At 37.6% G+C, this 15215-nt stretch carries 13 protein-coding genes; 8 read left to right on the top strand and 5 right to left on the bottom strand.

Going from position 1 to position 15215, the window contains the following annotated elements:
- The first annotated feature begins 47 nt into the window (after positions 1-47).
- The 4 genes from IEV41_RS13670 to IEV41_RS13655 all read left to right on the top strand — a co-directional run bounded on the left by IEV41_RS13670 (position 48) and on the right by IEV41_RS13655 (position 3760).
- Positions 48-689, top strand: a complete 642-nt coding sequence (locus IEV41_RS13670; RefSeq protein ID WP_239534555.1) for a succinate dehydrogenase cytochrome b558 subunit — start codon at positions 48-50, stop codon at positions 687-689.
- Between the two features lie 13 nt (positions 690-702).
- Positions 703-2463, top strand: a complete 1761-nt coding sequence (sdhA, locus tag IEV41_RS13665) for a succinate dehydrogenase flavoprotein subunit (protein ID WP_188389062.1) — start codon at positions 703-705, stop codon at positions 2461-2463.
- Positions 2456-3217: a succinate dehydrogenase iron-sulfur subunit gene (sdhB, locus tag IEV41_RS13660; protein WP_188389061.1), complete on the top strand. Its 762-nt coding sequence runs from the start codon at positions 2456-2458 to the stop codon at positions 3215-3217. Before sdhA ends, sdhB begins: the two co-directional genes overlap by 8 nt.
- Positions 3218-3310: 93 nt before the next feature.
- Positions 3311-3760, top strand: coding sequence for an acyl-CoA thioesterase (locus tag IEV41_RS13655; RefSeq protein WP_188389060.1), 450 nt, complete (start codon positions 3311-3313; stop codon positions 3758-3760).
- Positions 3761-3807: 47 nt separating this feature from the next.
- On the opposite strand, the gene IEV41_RS13650 is transcribed toward IEV41_RS13655, so the two are convergent.
- Genes IEV41_RS13650 through IEV41_RS13635 form a run of 4 tightly spaced genes read right to left on the bottom strand, consistent with a single transcriptional unit; the run spans position 3808 to position 8145 of the window.
- Positions 3808-5697, bottom strand: a complete 1890-nt coding sequence (locus tag IEV41_RS13650) for an FtsX-like permease family protein (protein ID WP_188389059.1) — start codon at positions 5695-5697, stop codon at positions 3808-3810.
- The gene (locus IEV41_RS13645; protein ID WP_188389058.1) at positions 5657-6442 is read right to left on the bottom strand and encodes an ABC transporter ATP-binding protein; all 786 of its coding nucleotides are present in this window, start codon (positions 6440-6442) and stop codon (positions 5657-5659) included. Before IEV41_RS13645 ends, IEV41_RS13650 begins: the two co-directional genes overlap by 41 nt.
- 29 nt (positions 6443-6471) lie before the next feature.
- Entirely contained in the window at positions 6472-7446 is a 975-nt protein-coding gene (locus IEV41_RS13640; RefSeq protein ID WP_188389057.1) for a sensor histidine kinase, read from the bottom strand.
- Between the two features lie 3 nt (positions 7447-7449).
- Positions 7450-8145, bottom strand: a complete 696-nt coding sequence (locus tag IEV41_RS13635) for a response regulator transcription factor (protein WP_188389056.1) — start codon at positions 8143-8145, stop codon at positions 7450-7452.
- Between the two features lie 142 nt (positions 8146-8287).
- Here IEV41_RS13635 and IEV41_RS13630 point away from each other — a divergent pair, with 142 nt between their 5' ends.
- The 4 genes from IEV41_RS13630 to IEV41_RS13615 all read left to right on the top strand — a co-directional run bounded on the left by IEV41_RS13630 (position 8288) and on the right by IEV41_RS13615 (position 14168).
- On the top strand, positions 8288-10258 hold the full coding sequence (locus tag IEV41_RS13630) for a penicillin-binding transpeptidase domain-containing protein (RefSeq protein WP_188389055.1): 1971 nt from the start codon (positions 8288-8290) through the stop codon (positions 10256-10258).
- A 187-nt stretch (positions 10259-10445) separates the two neighbouring features.
- Positions 10446-11213, top strand: coding sequence for an ABC transporter ATP-binding protein (locus tag IEV41_RS13625; protein WP_188389054.1), 768 nt, complete (start codon positions 10446-10448; stop codon positions 11211-11213).
- The gene (locus IEV41_RS13620) at positions 11200-13158 is read left to right on the top strand and encodes an ABC transporter permease (protein WP_188389053.1); all 1959 of its coding nucleotides are present in this window, start codon (positions 11200-11202) and stop codon (positions 13156-13158) included. The genes IEV41_RS13625 and IEV41_RS13620 overlap by 14 nt, the downstream gene beginning before the upstream one ends.
- Before the next feature lie 128 nt (positions 13159-13286).
- Complete coding sequence (locus tag IEV41_RS13615; protein WP_188389052.1) at positions 13287-14168, top strand: sulfite exporter TauE/SafE family protein; 882 nt, start codon at positions 13287-13289, stop codon at positions 14166-14168.
- A gap of 56 nt (positions 14169-14224) precedes the next feature.
- Here IEV41_RS13615 and IEV41_RS13610 read toward each other — a convergent pair whose 3' ends face one another.
- Positions 14225-15214, bottom strand: coding sequence for a metal ABC transporter substrate-binding protein (locus IEV41_RS13610; RefSeq protein ID WP_188389051.1), 990 nt, complete (start codon positions 15212-15214; stop codon positions 14225-14227).
- Position 15215: the final 1 nt, after the last annotated feature.

Below are 15215 nucleotides of genomic sequence, written 5' to 3'. Positions count from 1 at the left end.
TCTCTACTTCAAATGTCTGCAATTGTATGACAATAGATGGATTCTCGATGGGGGGTATTGTTGTGAAAGAACGTGAATTTGTTAACAGGAAATTACATTCTTTACTAGGTGTTATTCCTGTAGGGTTATTCTTAATTAACCATTTAGTCATAAACAACTTTGCAACAAGAGGTGCAGAGGCGTTTAACAAAGCGGCACAGTTTATGGAAGCATTACCATTTCGTTATCTTTTAGAAATTTTCTTCATCTTTCTACCATTGTTATATCATGCAGTTTACGGTTTGTACATAGCGTTTACGGCAAAAAACAATGCAACACAATATGGATTCTTCCGTAACTGGATGTTTATGTTGCAGCGTTATACAGGCGTTATTGCGTTAATCTTCATCGTTTGGCACGTATGGCAAACACGTGTGCAAGCGGCACTGGGCACGAAGGTTAACTATGACATGATGGCAGATATTTTAAGTAGTACGCCGTGGTTTATTTTCTATTTAGTTGGTGTACTTGCATCTATTTTCCATTTTGCAAATGGCTTATGGTCATTCTTTATTAGCTGGGGAATCACAGTATCACCTCGTTCTCAGCGCATATCAACGTATATTACGATGGGGATTTTCGTAGCGTTAGCGTTCATGAGTATTCGAACAATGTTAGCGTTTATAGATCCAGAACTAGCGAAAATGTAGGGAGTGAAAGGCGATGAAACAAAGAATCATTGTTGTTGGTGGTGGATTAGCAGGTCTAATGGCGACAATTAAAGCAGCGGAGGCAGGCGTTGCAGTTGATTTATTCTCATTAGTGCCAGTTAAACGTTCACATTCTGTATGTGCACAAGGCGGTATTAATGGTGCGGTAAATACGAAGGGGGAAGGGGATTCTCCTTGGAGTCACTTTGATGACACGGTATACGGCGGTGATTTCTTAGCGAACCAACCACCAGTTAAAGCAATGTGTGAAGCTGCACCTGGTATTATTCATTTAATGGACCGTATGGGTGTTATGTTCAACCGTACGCCAGAAGGATTATTAGATTTCCGTCGTTTCGGTGGAACACTTCATCACCGTACAGCGTTCGCTGGAGCTACGACAGGACAACAGCTTTTATACGCATTAGATGAGCAAGTACGTCGTCATGAAGTAGATGGCCTTGTAACGAAGTATGAAGGTTGGGAGTTTTTAAGAGTAATAGTGGATGATAATGGCCACTGTCGTGGAATTGTTGCTCAAGACTTAAAAACAATGGAAATTAAGAGTTTCTCAGCAGATGCTGTTATTATGGCAACTGGTGGACCTGGTATCATTTTCGGTAAATCAACGAACTCTGTTATTAATACAGGTTCAGCGGCAGCGGCAATTTACCGTCAAGGTGCATACTATGCGAACGGTGAATTCATCCAAATCCATCCGACGGCAATTCCTGGTGATGACAAGCTTCGTTTAATGAGTGAGTCAGCGCGTGGAGAAGGTGGTCGTGTATGGACGTACAAAGACGGAAAGCCTTGGTACTTCTTAGAAGAGAAATATCCAGCATACGGAAACCTTGTACCACGTGATATCGCAACGCGTGAAATCTTCCACGTATGTGTTGACTTGAAATTAGGTATTAACGGTGAGAACATGGTGTATTTAGACCTTTCTCATAAAGATCCACATGAGTTAGATGTTAAACTTGGTGGCATCATTGAAATCTATGAGAAGTTTGCTGGAGATGATCCTCGTAAACTTCCGATGAAAATCTTCCCAGCTGTTCATTACTCAATGGGTGGACTGTGGGTAGATTATGATCAAATGACAAATATTCCAGGGCTGTTTGCAGCAGGTGAGTGTGATTATTCACAGCACGGTGCAAACCGACTAGGTGCAAACTCACTACTATCTGCTATTTATGGTGGTATGGTAGCTGGTCCAAAAGCAGTTGAATACATTAAAGGATTAGAAGTATCTGCAAATGATCTTTCATCTGAAGTATTCGCTTCAAGCGTACGAGAAGAAGAAGGGAAATTCCAAGATATTATGAAGATGGATGGTAAAGAGAATGCTTATATTCTTCATAAAGAGCTAGGAGAATGGATGACAGATAATGTAACGGTAGTTCGTTATAATGATAGACTTCTTCGTACAGATGATAAGATTCAAGAGTTACTAGAGCGTTACAAAAACATTAACATTAATGACACAGCAAAATGGTCAAACCAAGGTGCGATGTTTACAAGACAATTAGAGAACATGCTACACTTAGCACGTGTTATTACATTAGGTGCATATCACCGTAACGAATCTCGCGGAGCTCATTATAAGCCGGAATTCCCAGACCGTAATGACGATGAGTTCTTAAAGACAACAATGGCGAAGTTCGACGGAGAATCACCAGCATTCCACTACGAAGACATCGATGTATCGTTAATCAAACCTCGTAAACGTGATTACACGAAGAAGGGAGCGAAGAAACAAAATGTCTGAGAATAAAACGATTCGTCTTATTATTATAAGACAAGATAGTGAAGATACAGCTCCGTATGATCAAGAATTTGAAGTTCCATACCGTCCGAATATGAATGTTATTTCTGCGTTAATGGAAATTCGTCGTAATCCTGTGGATGTGAATGGGAACTCGTCATCCCCTATTACGTGGGATATGAACTGTCTAGAGGAAGTATGTGGTGCTTGTTCGATGATTATTAACGGGAAACCGAGACAATCATGTTCGGCTCTAATTGATCAATTAGAGCAACCAATTCGCTTAAAGCCAATTAAGACATTCCCTGTTGTACGTGACTTATTAGTTGATCGCAGCAGAATGTTCAACGCTCTGAAACGTGTAAAAGCATGGATTCCGATTGATGGAACGTATGACTTAGGTCCAGGACCACGTATGCCAGAGCGCAAACGTCAATGGGCATATGAGTTATCGAAATGTATGACGTGCGGTGTGTGCTTAGAAGCTTGTCCGAACGTAAACGACAATTCTAGCTTTATTGGTCCAGCACCATTATCACAAGTTCGTCTATTCAATGCTCATCCAACAGGTGCATTAAATAAGGAAGAACGTCTACATGCAATTATGGGAGACGGTGGCTTAGCGAACTGTGGTAACTCACAAAACTGTGTACAAGCTTGTCCAAAGGGAATTCCTTTAACAACATCAATCGCATCGTTAAACCGTGATACGACATTCCAAGCATTTAAAGACTTCTTCGGTAGCGATAACGTATAAAGTAAAACAACAAGATTAGGAAGCCTCTTCTATTTGTAGAAGGGGCTTCTCTGTGTATAAAGCGATATAGAAGTAATTTAAGGAGGAGAAACAATGAGTCGTATTTCGTATGTTAATCAGATGGAAGAGTGGGAACAAGAATTTTCATTTTCAATCCCAATTAATGTTCGTTTCTCAGAGACGGATATGTTTGGTCATTTGAATAATACTGTAATGTTTGTTTATTTTGAAGAGGCACGTATCGAATATTTTAAGCATATGGAATTCATGCAAGAGTGGGTAAAGATGTCAGTTGAAATGATGCCAGTTGTTGCAGATTTACAGTGTGATTATATACGTCAAGTGTACTTTGGTGAGTCGCTTCGTCTATACGTAAAGTCAGCGCGTGTCGGTACTTCTTCTGTTGATCTTCATTACATGGCAAAAAATGAACAAGGGAAAATTTGTTTCGTAGGACGTGGTACGATGGTGAACGTATCGAAGAAAACGGGGAAGAGTATGTCATGGCCAGAGGAATGGAAAGAACGATTAGAAAGTAAATAAGAAGCAAAAACACCTCCTTTCACGTGAGAGGAGGTGTTCCTTTGCACTTATACCATATATCGGGCTAGATGACGAATATACAGAGAACGAAGAACAAAGAAATAAATTATTTGTAGAATACCAAAAATACTAAGTACGGTCATTGTTGGAGCAAGTAACGATACTTCAAGTAATTGCTCTGGTATTCGCAATGCAAAAAAGGTATGAACAGTTGCAAGTAGAAATGGCGCAAAGAATAGCAATGCAATTTGTACGGTAGCTGCTTTTTTCATTTCTTTGTAGGATAGCCCAATTTTGCTCATGTTATAGTATGTTTCTTTCTCTTTGTTCAAGTCTGTATATAGACGGAAGTAGAGAAAACTTCCTGCTGCCACGAAGAAAATAATCCCGATGAATGTACCAATATACAACATTAGATTCGACGAAGTACTTTGTTGATCGAACCAATATGCAGCAGAAGTGAAGGTAGCTCTAGAATCTGGGTATGTGGCATATATCGTGCTAGCTATTTTCCCTGTATATTGCCAGTTGGGAACGTTGTAATTATATAAATTCATGGTAGGATAATGTTTTTGTAATGCAGTAAATACATTATCATGTACGAGAATAACGTAGGTTCCAATTCCATGTGGGAGAACGGCTTTACTTGTAAATCCAGTAACAGTAAGAGGTGCATCCAAAATAGGAAAAGAAACGGTTGACTGGTTAAAGAACGGTTCTTTCATAATGTCTAGATAACGATAGATTGCAGCTAAATAAGCTTCTTTCTCTTCTAAGGAAATGAGAGGTCTATTTAATGCATTAGATAGTTGGTTGTAGTCAGAATTTGCTAATACAATAAGGGTGTGCTGTTCTTCTGGTATCTTAATATATGGTGTTACAAACCGTTCGTATGTAAATGATTCGTTTTGTAAGGCGTTTTCTAGCTGTTGTAGCATGTGTGTGTCTTCTGTGTTTTCTGTGTCTTTATAATAAAAAGTAAATGCAAATGGATGTTTTATTTCAAGTTCTTGTTGTTCAATTGTTTTTACAGAATAGAGCGAAGCGATTGCTGTAAAAGAAATGGCAGATAAAATGGTGACGATAAATAGCATCATCGCGTTGTCACGTAGACGGTGAGACAAGTTTGATATCCAAATCATGTTCGTCTTTCGCATATAGAAAGAGCGTCTTAACGTCAATAAGTATAGAAGGAAGATACTCCCTTGTCTAAATAATAAATATGTCCCTAACGAAACGAAGAATAGAATCGAAAGTAATGTATTATTTTGGATACTGGAAGCCGCTGTATAGGCAAGGTAATAACCTCTGTACAAACAACTAAATGCTAAGATAGATAAAAGAATAGAAACGAAAATAGTATGCTTTTTCTCTCTCGTCTGACGTAAGAGATGTGACACTTTTGTTTGCCGAATAGAGCGTGGCACAAGAAAAGATAAAACTAAGAATAACGGTGTAAATGTACAAGTAGTTACCCAATATGCCTTGATTGGGATATAGAAATAAAACATTGTCGTTGAAACAGCAATTCCTAGTAGCTGTAAGAAGAAGTTAGAGAATAATAACCCTATTAATATTCCGCAGACAATGGAGATAATTCCAATTAGCATATTTTCCATAAAGAGTAACCTGTTTAATTGTTTCCTTGAGATGCCAAGCATGATAAGTATCCCGAATTCTTTTCTTCTTACTTTTAAAAATGCATTCATGGAATACAGAATAAAAAAGAATGAGAAAAAAACAATGGCTACTTCGGCTGCTAGTAAGGAGCCTTCGATGTGACGTGTAATATCTTGATTGACATACATACTTGGATGAAACATGCAAATAGCGAAGGAGAAAAAGATGAAAATAGAAAATGTACTGCTTAAGAAGTAAGCGGCATACGCTCGTGTATTACGAGTGATGTTGCGATAAGCGAACTGCCGAAATGTCATGTTTTTCTCCTCCTAGAAGTGCGAGCATATTAAGAATTTGCTGGTAAAATTGTTGGCGGTTATCTCCACGATGAATTTCATTGTATAGTTCTCCGTCCTTAATGAAAATAACACGTTGGCAATAACTTGCAGCTAATGCATCATGTGTCACCATAAGTGTTGTAATGTTATCACGTACGTTTAATGTTTCGAACAGCTCCATTACATCTTTTGAAGACTTGGAATCTAAGTTTCCAGTCGGTTCATCCGCAAGTAGTAAGGAAGGTGAGTGAATAATCGCACGAGCGATGGCAGCTCGCTGGGCTTGACCGCCAGATACTTCAAATGTACGTTTGTCTAATAGGTAATCAATCCCTAGTATTGGCGCAATGATTTGTAGTTTTTTATCCATGTCCCTTACTGGAGTACTATCTAATGTTAATGGCAGAACGATATTCTCTCCGATTGTTAATGTGTCTAATAAATTGAAATCTTGAAAGACAAAACCTAGTTCTTTACGTCGAAATATAGCAAGTTCTTCTTTACGTAAATCATGTGGTTTCTTCCCATTAATGGTGACAGTTCCAGCTGTTGGTGTGTCAATGGTAGAAATAACATTTAATAGTGTTGATTTACCGCTTCCAGATGGTCCCATAATTGCAACGAACTCTCCGTTGCTAACAGTAAGATTAATATTTTTTAATGCTTTATGCATTATTTTTCCTTCGTAAATCTTTGAAACACGATGTAGTTGTAAAGTGTTCATCTTATTCATACCTCTCTACGTAGTTATCATTAGTAAAAAGTAATTTTCACAGTTGTACCTTCTCCAATTTTAGATGTTAATTCGATTTGATGTCCTAATTTTTCACAGACACTTTTAATAATATAGAGCCCCATTCCAGTTGACTCTCCAAAACGCCTCCCATTCTCACCTGTGTAAAAAGGATCAAACACCCGGTTAATATCCGCTTTTGGAATACCAACTCCTTCATCTCGTACTTCGAGTACAGTGTGCTCACGGTACGGATAGGCACGTATATATACTTTTTTATTTCCTTCTCCTGAGTAACGAATTGCATTTGTTAGTAGTTGATGAATAATAAATGTTAACCATTTTGCGTCCGATGGTACAGTTAAGTCATCGGCAATATCAATACTCGGGAATACTCGTTTTCGAATGAAAAGTTCTTTTAGCTCGTTAATATTCTTTTTGACTAGTGGTTTTACTAGAACGGATTCAGCTCGAAAATCATGATGGAATGTATCAAGGCGGGCCATATATAATGCTGTATTCAAGCCATTATGTAATTTCTCTACTTCTTGCTTCATTTTCTCTATGTGTGGTTCATCTTCATGTTCTTGAAGAATGAGTTGGATAACGGATAAAGGAGTCTTCATTTGATGAACCCATTGATTAATAAACATTTGGTGTTCGTCTTGCCTAATCTCATACTCTTGTATCTCTTGTTGGAAGAGACGATATTGTTGCTTTAATAATTGTTCAAAGCTTGTTGATAATGGTGTATATGAATAGCGAAGCAATATATCTTCTGGTCGGGTTGGTTCATTTGAAAGGATTTGATACATACGACGATTGCTCATGTATCGGTATGTAAGAAAACATGTAAAGAGAAAGAAACTTACAACTAAAAAGTACATAACATTTGTGCGGAATCCATCAATTATATGGTAGAGAACAAATAACAATCCAAAGTTACATACATATAAAGCAAAAAAAGATAGATGGTCACGAATAAATAGTCTCATCTGTTAGCTTCTCCATGTCACGTTTAATCGGTAGCCAAGGCCGCGAACAGTCTCAATTGCTTCTTCCATTCCTAAATCTGTGAATTTTTTGCGAAGGCGCGCAATATTTACATTTAACGTGTTTTCTTCTACAAAACTTTCATCGTCCCATAACTTTGATAGTAAGGCGTCACGTGTTGCTGTTTTAGGATATTTCGATAGCAAAGCTTCCACTAGAATTGCTTCTTTTTTTGTTAATAAAATTTGTTCGTCACGGAAGTGTAATTCTGGTCGTTCAGGGTATAGCTTTAATCCTTCTAGTTCAACAAGGCGCTCGTCCATACTTGGTGCATAACTTCCATAGACACGTCGTAATTGACTCTTTACTTTTGCCATCACTACATCGTAGTAGAATGGTTTTGTAATATAATCATCAGCACCACTTTCAATGGCCATTACTTGCTCCATTTCACCAGCACGGGCTGAAATAAAGATAATTGGGCATGTGGATATTTGACGTATTTTACGGCACCAATAGTAGCCATCAAATTTTGGTAAGTTAACGTCCAATAAAACAAGATGAGGAGCTTGTTGTTCAAATTGTTCAAATACCGTTTCGAAATTATCTACAGCAATCGCTTCATACCCATATTTCTCGATATGAGAGCTAAGGAGTGTTGCAATACTTTGATCATCTTCTACAATCATAATTTTATACATGGTGTTCCTCTTTTCTTTGAAAAAATATACGTAGTATTACTTAGTTATTATGACTAATTGTGAAAAAGAGTGCAACATGCCATCTTTCCTGTCCATATTTTCCAATGTTTAGTATAATAGAGGGAGAAAGAGGGGGATATTGTTGAAAAAGAAGCTAGTAATGGTAGTAGGGTTTGTGCTTATGCTACTTGTAACAGGGTGTGGCAAAGAGGCGAAACCAGAAGATGCGATGGCTGACTACCTTGCAAAATGGGAAGAAGGAAAGTATGAAGATATGTATGCTTTGCTTTCTAGTGACGCGCAAGGAAAAATTTCGAAAGATGAGTTTGTAACGAAATATGAGAAAATTTTCTCAGGTGTCGGAGCAAGTAACATAAAGATTCAAGCGACGGATGATAAGAATGAAGAAAAAAATGAATATGGATACGAAGTGAAGATGGATACGGTCGTTGGCGAGTATTCGTATAAACATAGTGCGAAGCTTGTCAAAGAAGGAGAAAAGAAAGAAGCGAAGTGGCTTGTAGAATGGAGTCCATCGCTTATTTTCCCGGAGATGGCAGATGGTGACACAATATCAGTTAAGTCAGAGAAAGCAGTGCGTGGTCAAATTTATGATCGCAATAATAAAGAGTTAGCTGTGAATCAAGAAGCGTATGAGTTAGGTCTTGTGCCTGGAAAAGTAGGAAGCGACCTTACGAATGTAGCGAAGTTATTTAATATGTCTGTCGAGGATGTACAGAAGAAATTAGATCAAAAATGGGTGAAAGAAGATTCGTTCGTTCCATTTATGATTATTCCACTTGGTGAGTCAGTAGATACATATATCCAAACACCAGGGGTGAAAGCAAATACTGTAAAAGTACGTACATATCCGCTTGAAGAGGCCGCGGCACATGTTGTTGGATATATTGGTGACATTACGAAAGAAGAATTAGAGAAGAATGCAGGAAAAGGATATGTTGCTACGGATACAATTGGTAAGGCAGGATTAGAGCAACTTGCGGAAGAGAAATTACGAGGGCAAAACGGTGGTAAGATTCAAATTGTCGGTGCAGATAAGAAAGTGAAGCATACACTTATCGAACGTAAAGCGCAACCTGGAGAAGACTTACACCTTACACTTGATGGACAAATGCAGTCTGCTATTTACAAAGAAGTGCAAAATGACGCTAGTTCAACTACGGCAATGCACCCAACGACAGGTGAAGTGTTAGCGCTTGTTAGTAGCCCTGCATATGATCCAAATAAGTTATTACGAGGTTCTCGTAAAGTGTATCAAGAAGAGTTAGCAAAGGATGAACGAAAACCATTCTTTAATCGCTTTGCACATGCATATGTACCAGGGTCTGTATTCAAACCAATTACATCAGCGATTGCGTTAGATGCAGGTAAGCTGGACCCGAACAAAGAGGTAGCTATCTCAGGTTACAAATGGACAAAAGGTAGTTCGTGGGGAAGTGATGCTGTTACGCGTGTATCAGACATAAGCAGTGTGAACCTGCATAAAGCCCTTGTATACTCGGACAACATTTACTTCGCACAAAAAGCACTTGAGTTAGGGACAGAAACGTTTGAAACCGAAGCGAAGAAATTCGGATTTGGAGAGGAATTTGATTTCGAATACGGTATTGAAGCATCTCAATTAGCAAACGATGGAATCAAAAATGAGAAACAATTAGCAGATACAGCATATGGTCAAGGGGAAGTGTTAATGACGACATTACACTTAGCATTAACATATACACCTTATGTGAATGAAGGGAATATTCCGAAGCCAGTTTTATTCCAAAACACTGAAAAAGGTACATGGAAAACAGATGTTGTATCAGCAGATGCAAGAAATGTTATCCAAAAAGGATTGTTAGGTGTTGTGAATGAAAGCGAAGGTACAGGTAAAGCAGCGAAAGTAGAAGGATTAAATATTGCAGGGAAAACGGGTACTGCTGAACTGAAAAAGTCAGCGAATGAAGACGGCAAAGAAAATAGTTTATTCGTTGGTTATTCCGTAACGAAACCGAATGTATTAGTATCAATGATGATCGAAGATACGAAAGGTAAAAATGTTAGTCCAACTGTAAAAGTGAAAAATGTATTACAGCAATTTGCTAAATAATAAACGAAGAAGGCGCTTCTCACAATGAGGGGCGTCTTTTTCGTTATAGGTGGGGAATATAAGAAAAGATATAACAACCTTACAACATTGTAATGTAGCTGTAAGGTTAATAGATGGGGGCAATGTACTCTTTGTCCTACAATAAAGGCATCAAAGAAATTGCGTATAACGAAAGTGAGGAAAAGAAATGAACTACGTATTAGACGTAAAAGGTGTTTCGAAAACATACGGAAAAAAAGGGAATGAGTATATAGCTTTAAATAATGTTGATTTACAAGTGAGTGAAGGAGAATTTGTTGGAGTAATGGGTCCTTCAGGAGCAGGGAAAACAACACTTCTTAATATTATTTCTACAATTGATACAGCAACAGATGGTGATATTTTAATTGATGGACAAAGTATTGTGAAGATGAAAGAAGCACAGTTAGCAACTTTCCGCCGTGAAAAGTTAGGGTTTATCTTCCAAGATTATAATTTACTTGATTCATTAACGGTACGAGAAAACATTGCATTACCGTTAGCGTTATCGAAAGTGAAAGTAAGGGAAATTAACCGTCGTGTAGAAGAAATTGCAACGAAGTTTGGTATTGAAGGAATGTTAGAAAAATATCCATACCAAATTTCTGGTGGACAGAAACAGCGCTGTGCAGCATCACGTGCGCTTGTTACAAAACCAAGTCTTATTTTTGGTGATGAACCAACAGGTGCTTTAGATTCAAAATCTGCAACAGACTTATTAGACTCGTTAAAAGCATTAAATGAACAAGACGACTCTACAATTGTTATGGTAACGCACGATGCGTTTGCAGCAAGCTATTGTGAACGAATTATCTTCATTAAAGACGGTACGTTATTTAAAGAGATGTATAAAGATGGATTAACACGTAAGCAATTCTTTAATGAAATTTTAGCTGTGCTAGGAGAGATTGGAGGAAATAAGGATGACGCTATCTAAGTTAGCATTAAGAAATATGAAGCGTAACATGAAAAGTTACTTCCTCTATTTCTTCTCCATGATCTTTAGTATTGTAATTTACTATACATTTAAAGCGATTCAGTATAATTCTCAAATTGAGAAGGCGGCGGAAGGATCAAAGAAAATATCGGGTGCTTTTACGACATCTAGTATCTTATTAATCCTATTTGTTGCAATATTTATTATCTATTCAAATGGTTTCTTTACAAGAAAGCGTAAGAAAGAAGTTGGATTATATTCACTGTTAGGGGTACAAAAACGTCAAATAGCAAAAATGTTATGCTATGAAAATTTATTAATGGGATTCATTGCATTAGCAATTGGTATCGTCATCGGTTCTGGACTATCTACGTTATTCATTAAGTTGTTATTAAACTTAATGGGAGTTGACTTAGCTATTTCATTTGAAGTTCCAATTGAAGCGGTTCTTAATACAGTATTAGTATTTTTCTGTATTATTTTATATACGTCTTTCCAAGGGTATCTTTTAATTTATCGCTTTAAATTAATTGAATTATTCCAAGCAGAGAAGCAAGGGGAATCCATTCCAAAAGGTTCAATTGTACTTGCGATTATTGGTCTTAGCTCTGTAGGGATTGGTTATTACTGCGCATATAACTTTATATCGTTAGCGAAAAGTCTTGATCCTTTAACGTTAGCCATTCTTATTTTAGTAACAACAGTTGGTGGGACGTTTATCCTGTTCCATTTTTCAACGGTTATGCTTCTTCGTTACATGCGAAATCGTAAAGGAAGCTTCTACAATGGTATGAATATGGTTAGCACATCACAGTTACTATACCGTATTAAAGGAAACGCAACATCATTAGCGACTATTGCAACGCTTTGTGCAGTGACAATTTGTGCAATTGGTATTTCTGTTTCTCTTTATTTCAACGTAGGTCAAATGGTAGAAATGAGTATGCCGACAAGTTATGCTTATAAGACAACAGAAGTGAAACATGAAAAGGCTGTAGATGATGTATTAGCGAAATACAAGGACAAGCATCCGGTTAAAGCTGATTTATCTATTAACAGTATGAATATTAAAGGGGATATTAAATCTCCAGAAGAGATAAACATGGTCGATCCCCATGCAGATAAACGTACAATTAATGTTATTTCACAGAGTGAATATAAACGTATTGCCAAAAAACTAGATATAACAGATATGCCTTCATTATCAGACAATGAAGCAGTATTAGTGAAAGCTGAACAGCCTAAATTAAATGAAGAAATGGAAAAGGCATTCAAGGAATTTGATTTCAGTTATGAAGGGCATGCTGCAGTATTTACGTTAAATGGCAAGGAACATAAGCAAATGATTCGTAAGGAGCAAGCAGTCTTACCGGGTCCTCAGTTTATGTCAATGCTTGTTGTTTTACCAGATACTATGTATACAGAAGCTACAAAAACAGGGACACAAGAGGCACACCGTATCATTAAAGTAGATAATCAAAAAGAAAGTGCCGATTTAACGAAAGAGATGAAAGAAACGCTAACGGGCGTAGAGGTAATAGACTTCTATTCAATGTATCGTGAAGGTCTTGAAGGTTCAGGTCTAATGATCTTTATCGGTTCATTCCTTGGTTTAGTATTCTTATTAGCGACAGGTTCGATTATTTACTTCAAACAATTATCAGAAGCAGAGATGGACAAAGGAAGTTACGAAGTATTACGTAAGATTGGTGTAACAAGAAAAGAAATGAAAAAATCAATTGGAAAGCAAATTGCATTTATATTCGTTGCACCGCTGTTAGTTGCGGTCTTACACAGTCTGTTTGCTTTAAATACGGCGAAAGTAATCTTCGGGTTATCAGATGTCACGCCTATTTTAATTAGCTCAGTTATTTATTGCTTTATTTATTTAGGATATTATGTGTTAACAGTTCGCTCATACACGAGCATTGTAAGTAATAAGTAAATGTTGAAAGTTCAGTGCTTGAGCACTGAACTTTTTTATTTTTTTCATCAATTCATACTTTACAGGTTGGTATTGTGTGAATTAAAATAACTTCAATACGTTTTTATAAAAAGGGAGTGTAAACTGAAATGAATAAGTTGATTATATTTATCTTGGTTGGTTTTCTCGCGCAATTGATTGATGGCTCGTTAGGAATGGCGTATGGGGTAACGTCAACAACATTATTACTGTCATTTGGCGTTGCTCCGGCGGCAGCGTCTGCTTCTGTACATTTAGCCGAAGTCGTAACAACTGCGGCATCAGGTGCGTCGCATTGGAAGTTCGGGAACGTGGATCGCAAAATGGTTGTGAGATTAATTATTCCTGGTTCTATTGGAGCATTTGTAGGGGCATGCTTCTTAAGTAATCTTCCTGGCGATTTAGTAAAGCCATATATTTCGCTATTTTTATTGTCATTAGGAATTTATATTATTATTCGTTTTTTATTCCTTTATCAACCTGGAAAAGAAGTAAAGAAAAAGGAGTTATCAAATAAGCAACTTATCCCGTTAGGGGCGGTAGCTGGCTTCTTTGATGCGACTGGTGGAGGTGGTTGGGGACCGATTGCAACGCCGGTATTATTAACGAATAAAGGGATTGAAACACGTAAAGTAATTGGTACAGTTGATACGTCTGAATTTGCGATTGCAGTGTCGGCAACATTAGGTTTCCTTATTTCACTAGGGTGGGAGCAAGTTCAGTGGCAATGGGTATTCGCGTTAATGATAGGGGGAGTAGTAGCGGCGCCGATTGCAGCATGGCTTGTACGTATTATCCCTTCGCACCTGCTTGGAGTACTTGTTGGTGGGTTAATTATTTTAACGAATGCTCGTACGCTATTAAAAGCATGGGGCGCGCCTGCAAGTAGCCATCCATATATATATGGTGCAATCGTAGTGTTATGGGCAGCAGCAGTACTTTTTGCAGTACGCCGATACAAAAAGCCACCTACAGCAGAAATATCAGGATAAAAGAAAGAAGCCTGTGTTGTCGTCAACACAGGCTTCTCTGTATAAAACTATTGGGGTTAGTTCATTGCTTTCTTTAATATCTCTAAATTCTCATACATGAGAGAGAAGTAATCTTTATTATTCTTTTTATCTTCCTCTAAAATAGTGGCGATATGATTAAGCGTTAAGCTATCTGCACCAATTTCTTTCTTCACGACTTCTGCGACTTTCGGTGTTGCAAGTGTTTCGAATAAAATCGTATCAAGCTGATGTTCTTTTGCGAGTTGTACGATTTCTGTAAGTTGTTTTTGTGAAGGTTCTTGTGAAGCGGAAATACCTGTGATTGGAATTTGCTTAATACCATAGCGTTTTTCATAGTAGCCGTATGCAGCATGAGATACTAAAATTTCTTTGTGTGCTGCGCTATCTACCATTGCTTTGTAGTCTGCATCTAACTTCTGTAATTTCGCTAATACATCTTCGTAGTTTTTGTTGAACGTTTCTTCTTGGCTAGGCATTGCAGCTACTAAGCCGTTTTTAATGTTTTCAGCTACTTTTTGCATTGCAACTGGATCGAACCAAAGGTGTGGATCAACATCTCCGTGATCATGGTTGTGTTCCTCTTTCTCTTCTTCTTTACCATGATTGTGGTCATGACCTTCTTCTCCGTGTTCATGACCATGATGGTGATCAGAAGATTTTAATAAATCAACACCGTCAGAAGCAACGATTACTTTTGTATCTTCGTTTTTTAAGATATCTGTTACTTTATCTGCAAATCCTTCCATTCCTGCACCGTTATAAATGAACAAGTCGCTCTTTGCGATGTCTACCATTGTTTTTTGTGTAGGCTCGTATGTGTGTGAGTCAGCTCCTGGTGGATATACAGATTTCACTTCTACAAAATCTCCACCAATTTTGTTTGTTAAATCTTCAAGTGGGAAAATGGTAGTATAGACTGTTACTTTATCCGTATTACCACTTGTTTTCTCTGTATCTGAGCATGCTGTAAAGAATGTAGCCATTACAAACAGTAATGCAAACATGCCAATTATTTTTTTATTCATG

Source organism: Priestia taiwanensis (assembly GCF_014638355.1).
Classification (GTDB): Bacteria; Bacillota; Bacilli; order Bacillales; family Bacillaceae_G; genus Priestia_D; species Priestia_D taiwanensis.
This window is presented reverse-complemented; position numbering and strand designations above follow the sequence as displayed.

Excerpts from the sequence above, each read along its gene's own strand:
- IEV41_RS13670 (WP_239534555.1), top strand. The coding sequence starts at position 48 with ATGGGGGGTATTGTTGTGAAAGAACGTGAATTTGTTAACAGGAAATTA.
- sdhA (WP_188389062.1), top strand. The coding sequence starts at position 703 with ATGAAACAAAGAATCATTGTTGTTGGTGGTGGATTAGCAGGTCTAATG.
- sdhB (WP_188389061.1), top strand. The coding sequence starts at position 2,456 with ATGTCTGAGAATAAAACGATTCGTCTTATTATTATAAGACAAGATAGT.
- IEV41_RS13655 (WP_188389060.1), top strand. The coding sequence starts at position 3,311 with ATGAGTCGTATTTCGTATGTTAATCAGATGGAAGAGTGGGAACAAGAA.
- IEV41_RS13650 (WP_188389059.1), bottom strand. The coding sequence starts at position 5,697 with ATGACATTTCGGCAGTTCGCTTATCGCAACATCACTCGTAATACACGA.
- IEV41_RS13645 (WP_188389058.1), bottom strand. The coding sequence starts at position 6,442 with ATGAACACTTTACAACTACATCGTGTTTCAAAGATTTACGAAGGAAAA.
- IEV41_RS13640 (WP_188389057.1), bottom strand. The coding sequence starts at position 7,446 with ATGAGACTATTTATTCGTGACCATCTATCTTTTTTTGCTTTATATGTA.
- IEV41_RS13635 (WP_188389056.1), bottom strand. The coding sequence starts at position 8,145 with ATGTATAAAATTATGATTGTAGAAGATGATCAAAGTATTGCAACACTC.
- IEV41_RS13625 (WP_188389054.1), top strand. The coding sequence starts at position 10,446 with ATGAACTACGTATTAGACGTAAAAGGTGTTTCGAAAACATACGGAAAA.
- IEV41_RS13620 (WP_188389053.1), top strand. The coding sequence starts at position 11,200 with ATGACGCTATCTAAGTTAGCATTAAGAAATATGAAGCGTAACATGAAA.
- IEV41_RS13615 (WP_188389052.1), top strand. The coding sequence starts at position 13,287 with ATGAATAAGTTGATTATATTTATCTTGGTTGGTTTTCTCGCGCAATTG.
- IEV41_RS13610 (WP_188389051.1), bottom strand. The coding sequence starts at position 15,214 with ATGAATAAAAAAATAATTGGCATGTTTGCATTACTGTTTGTAATGGCT.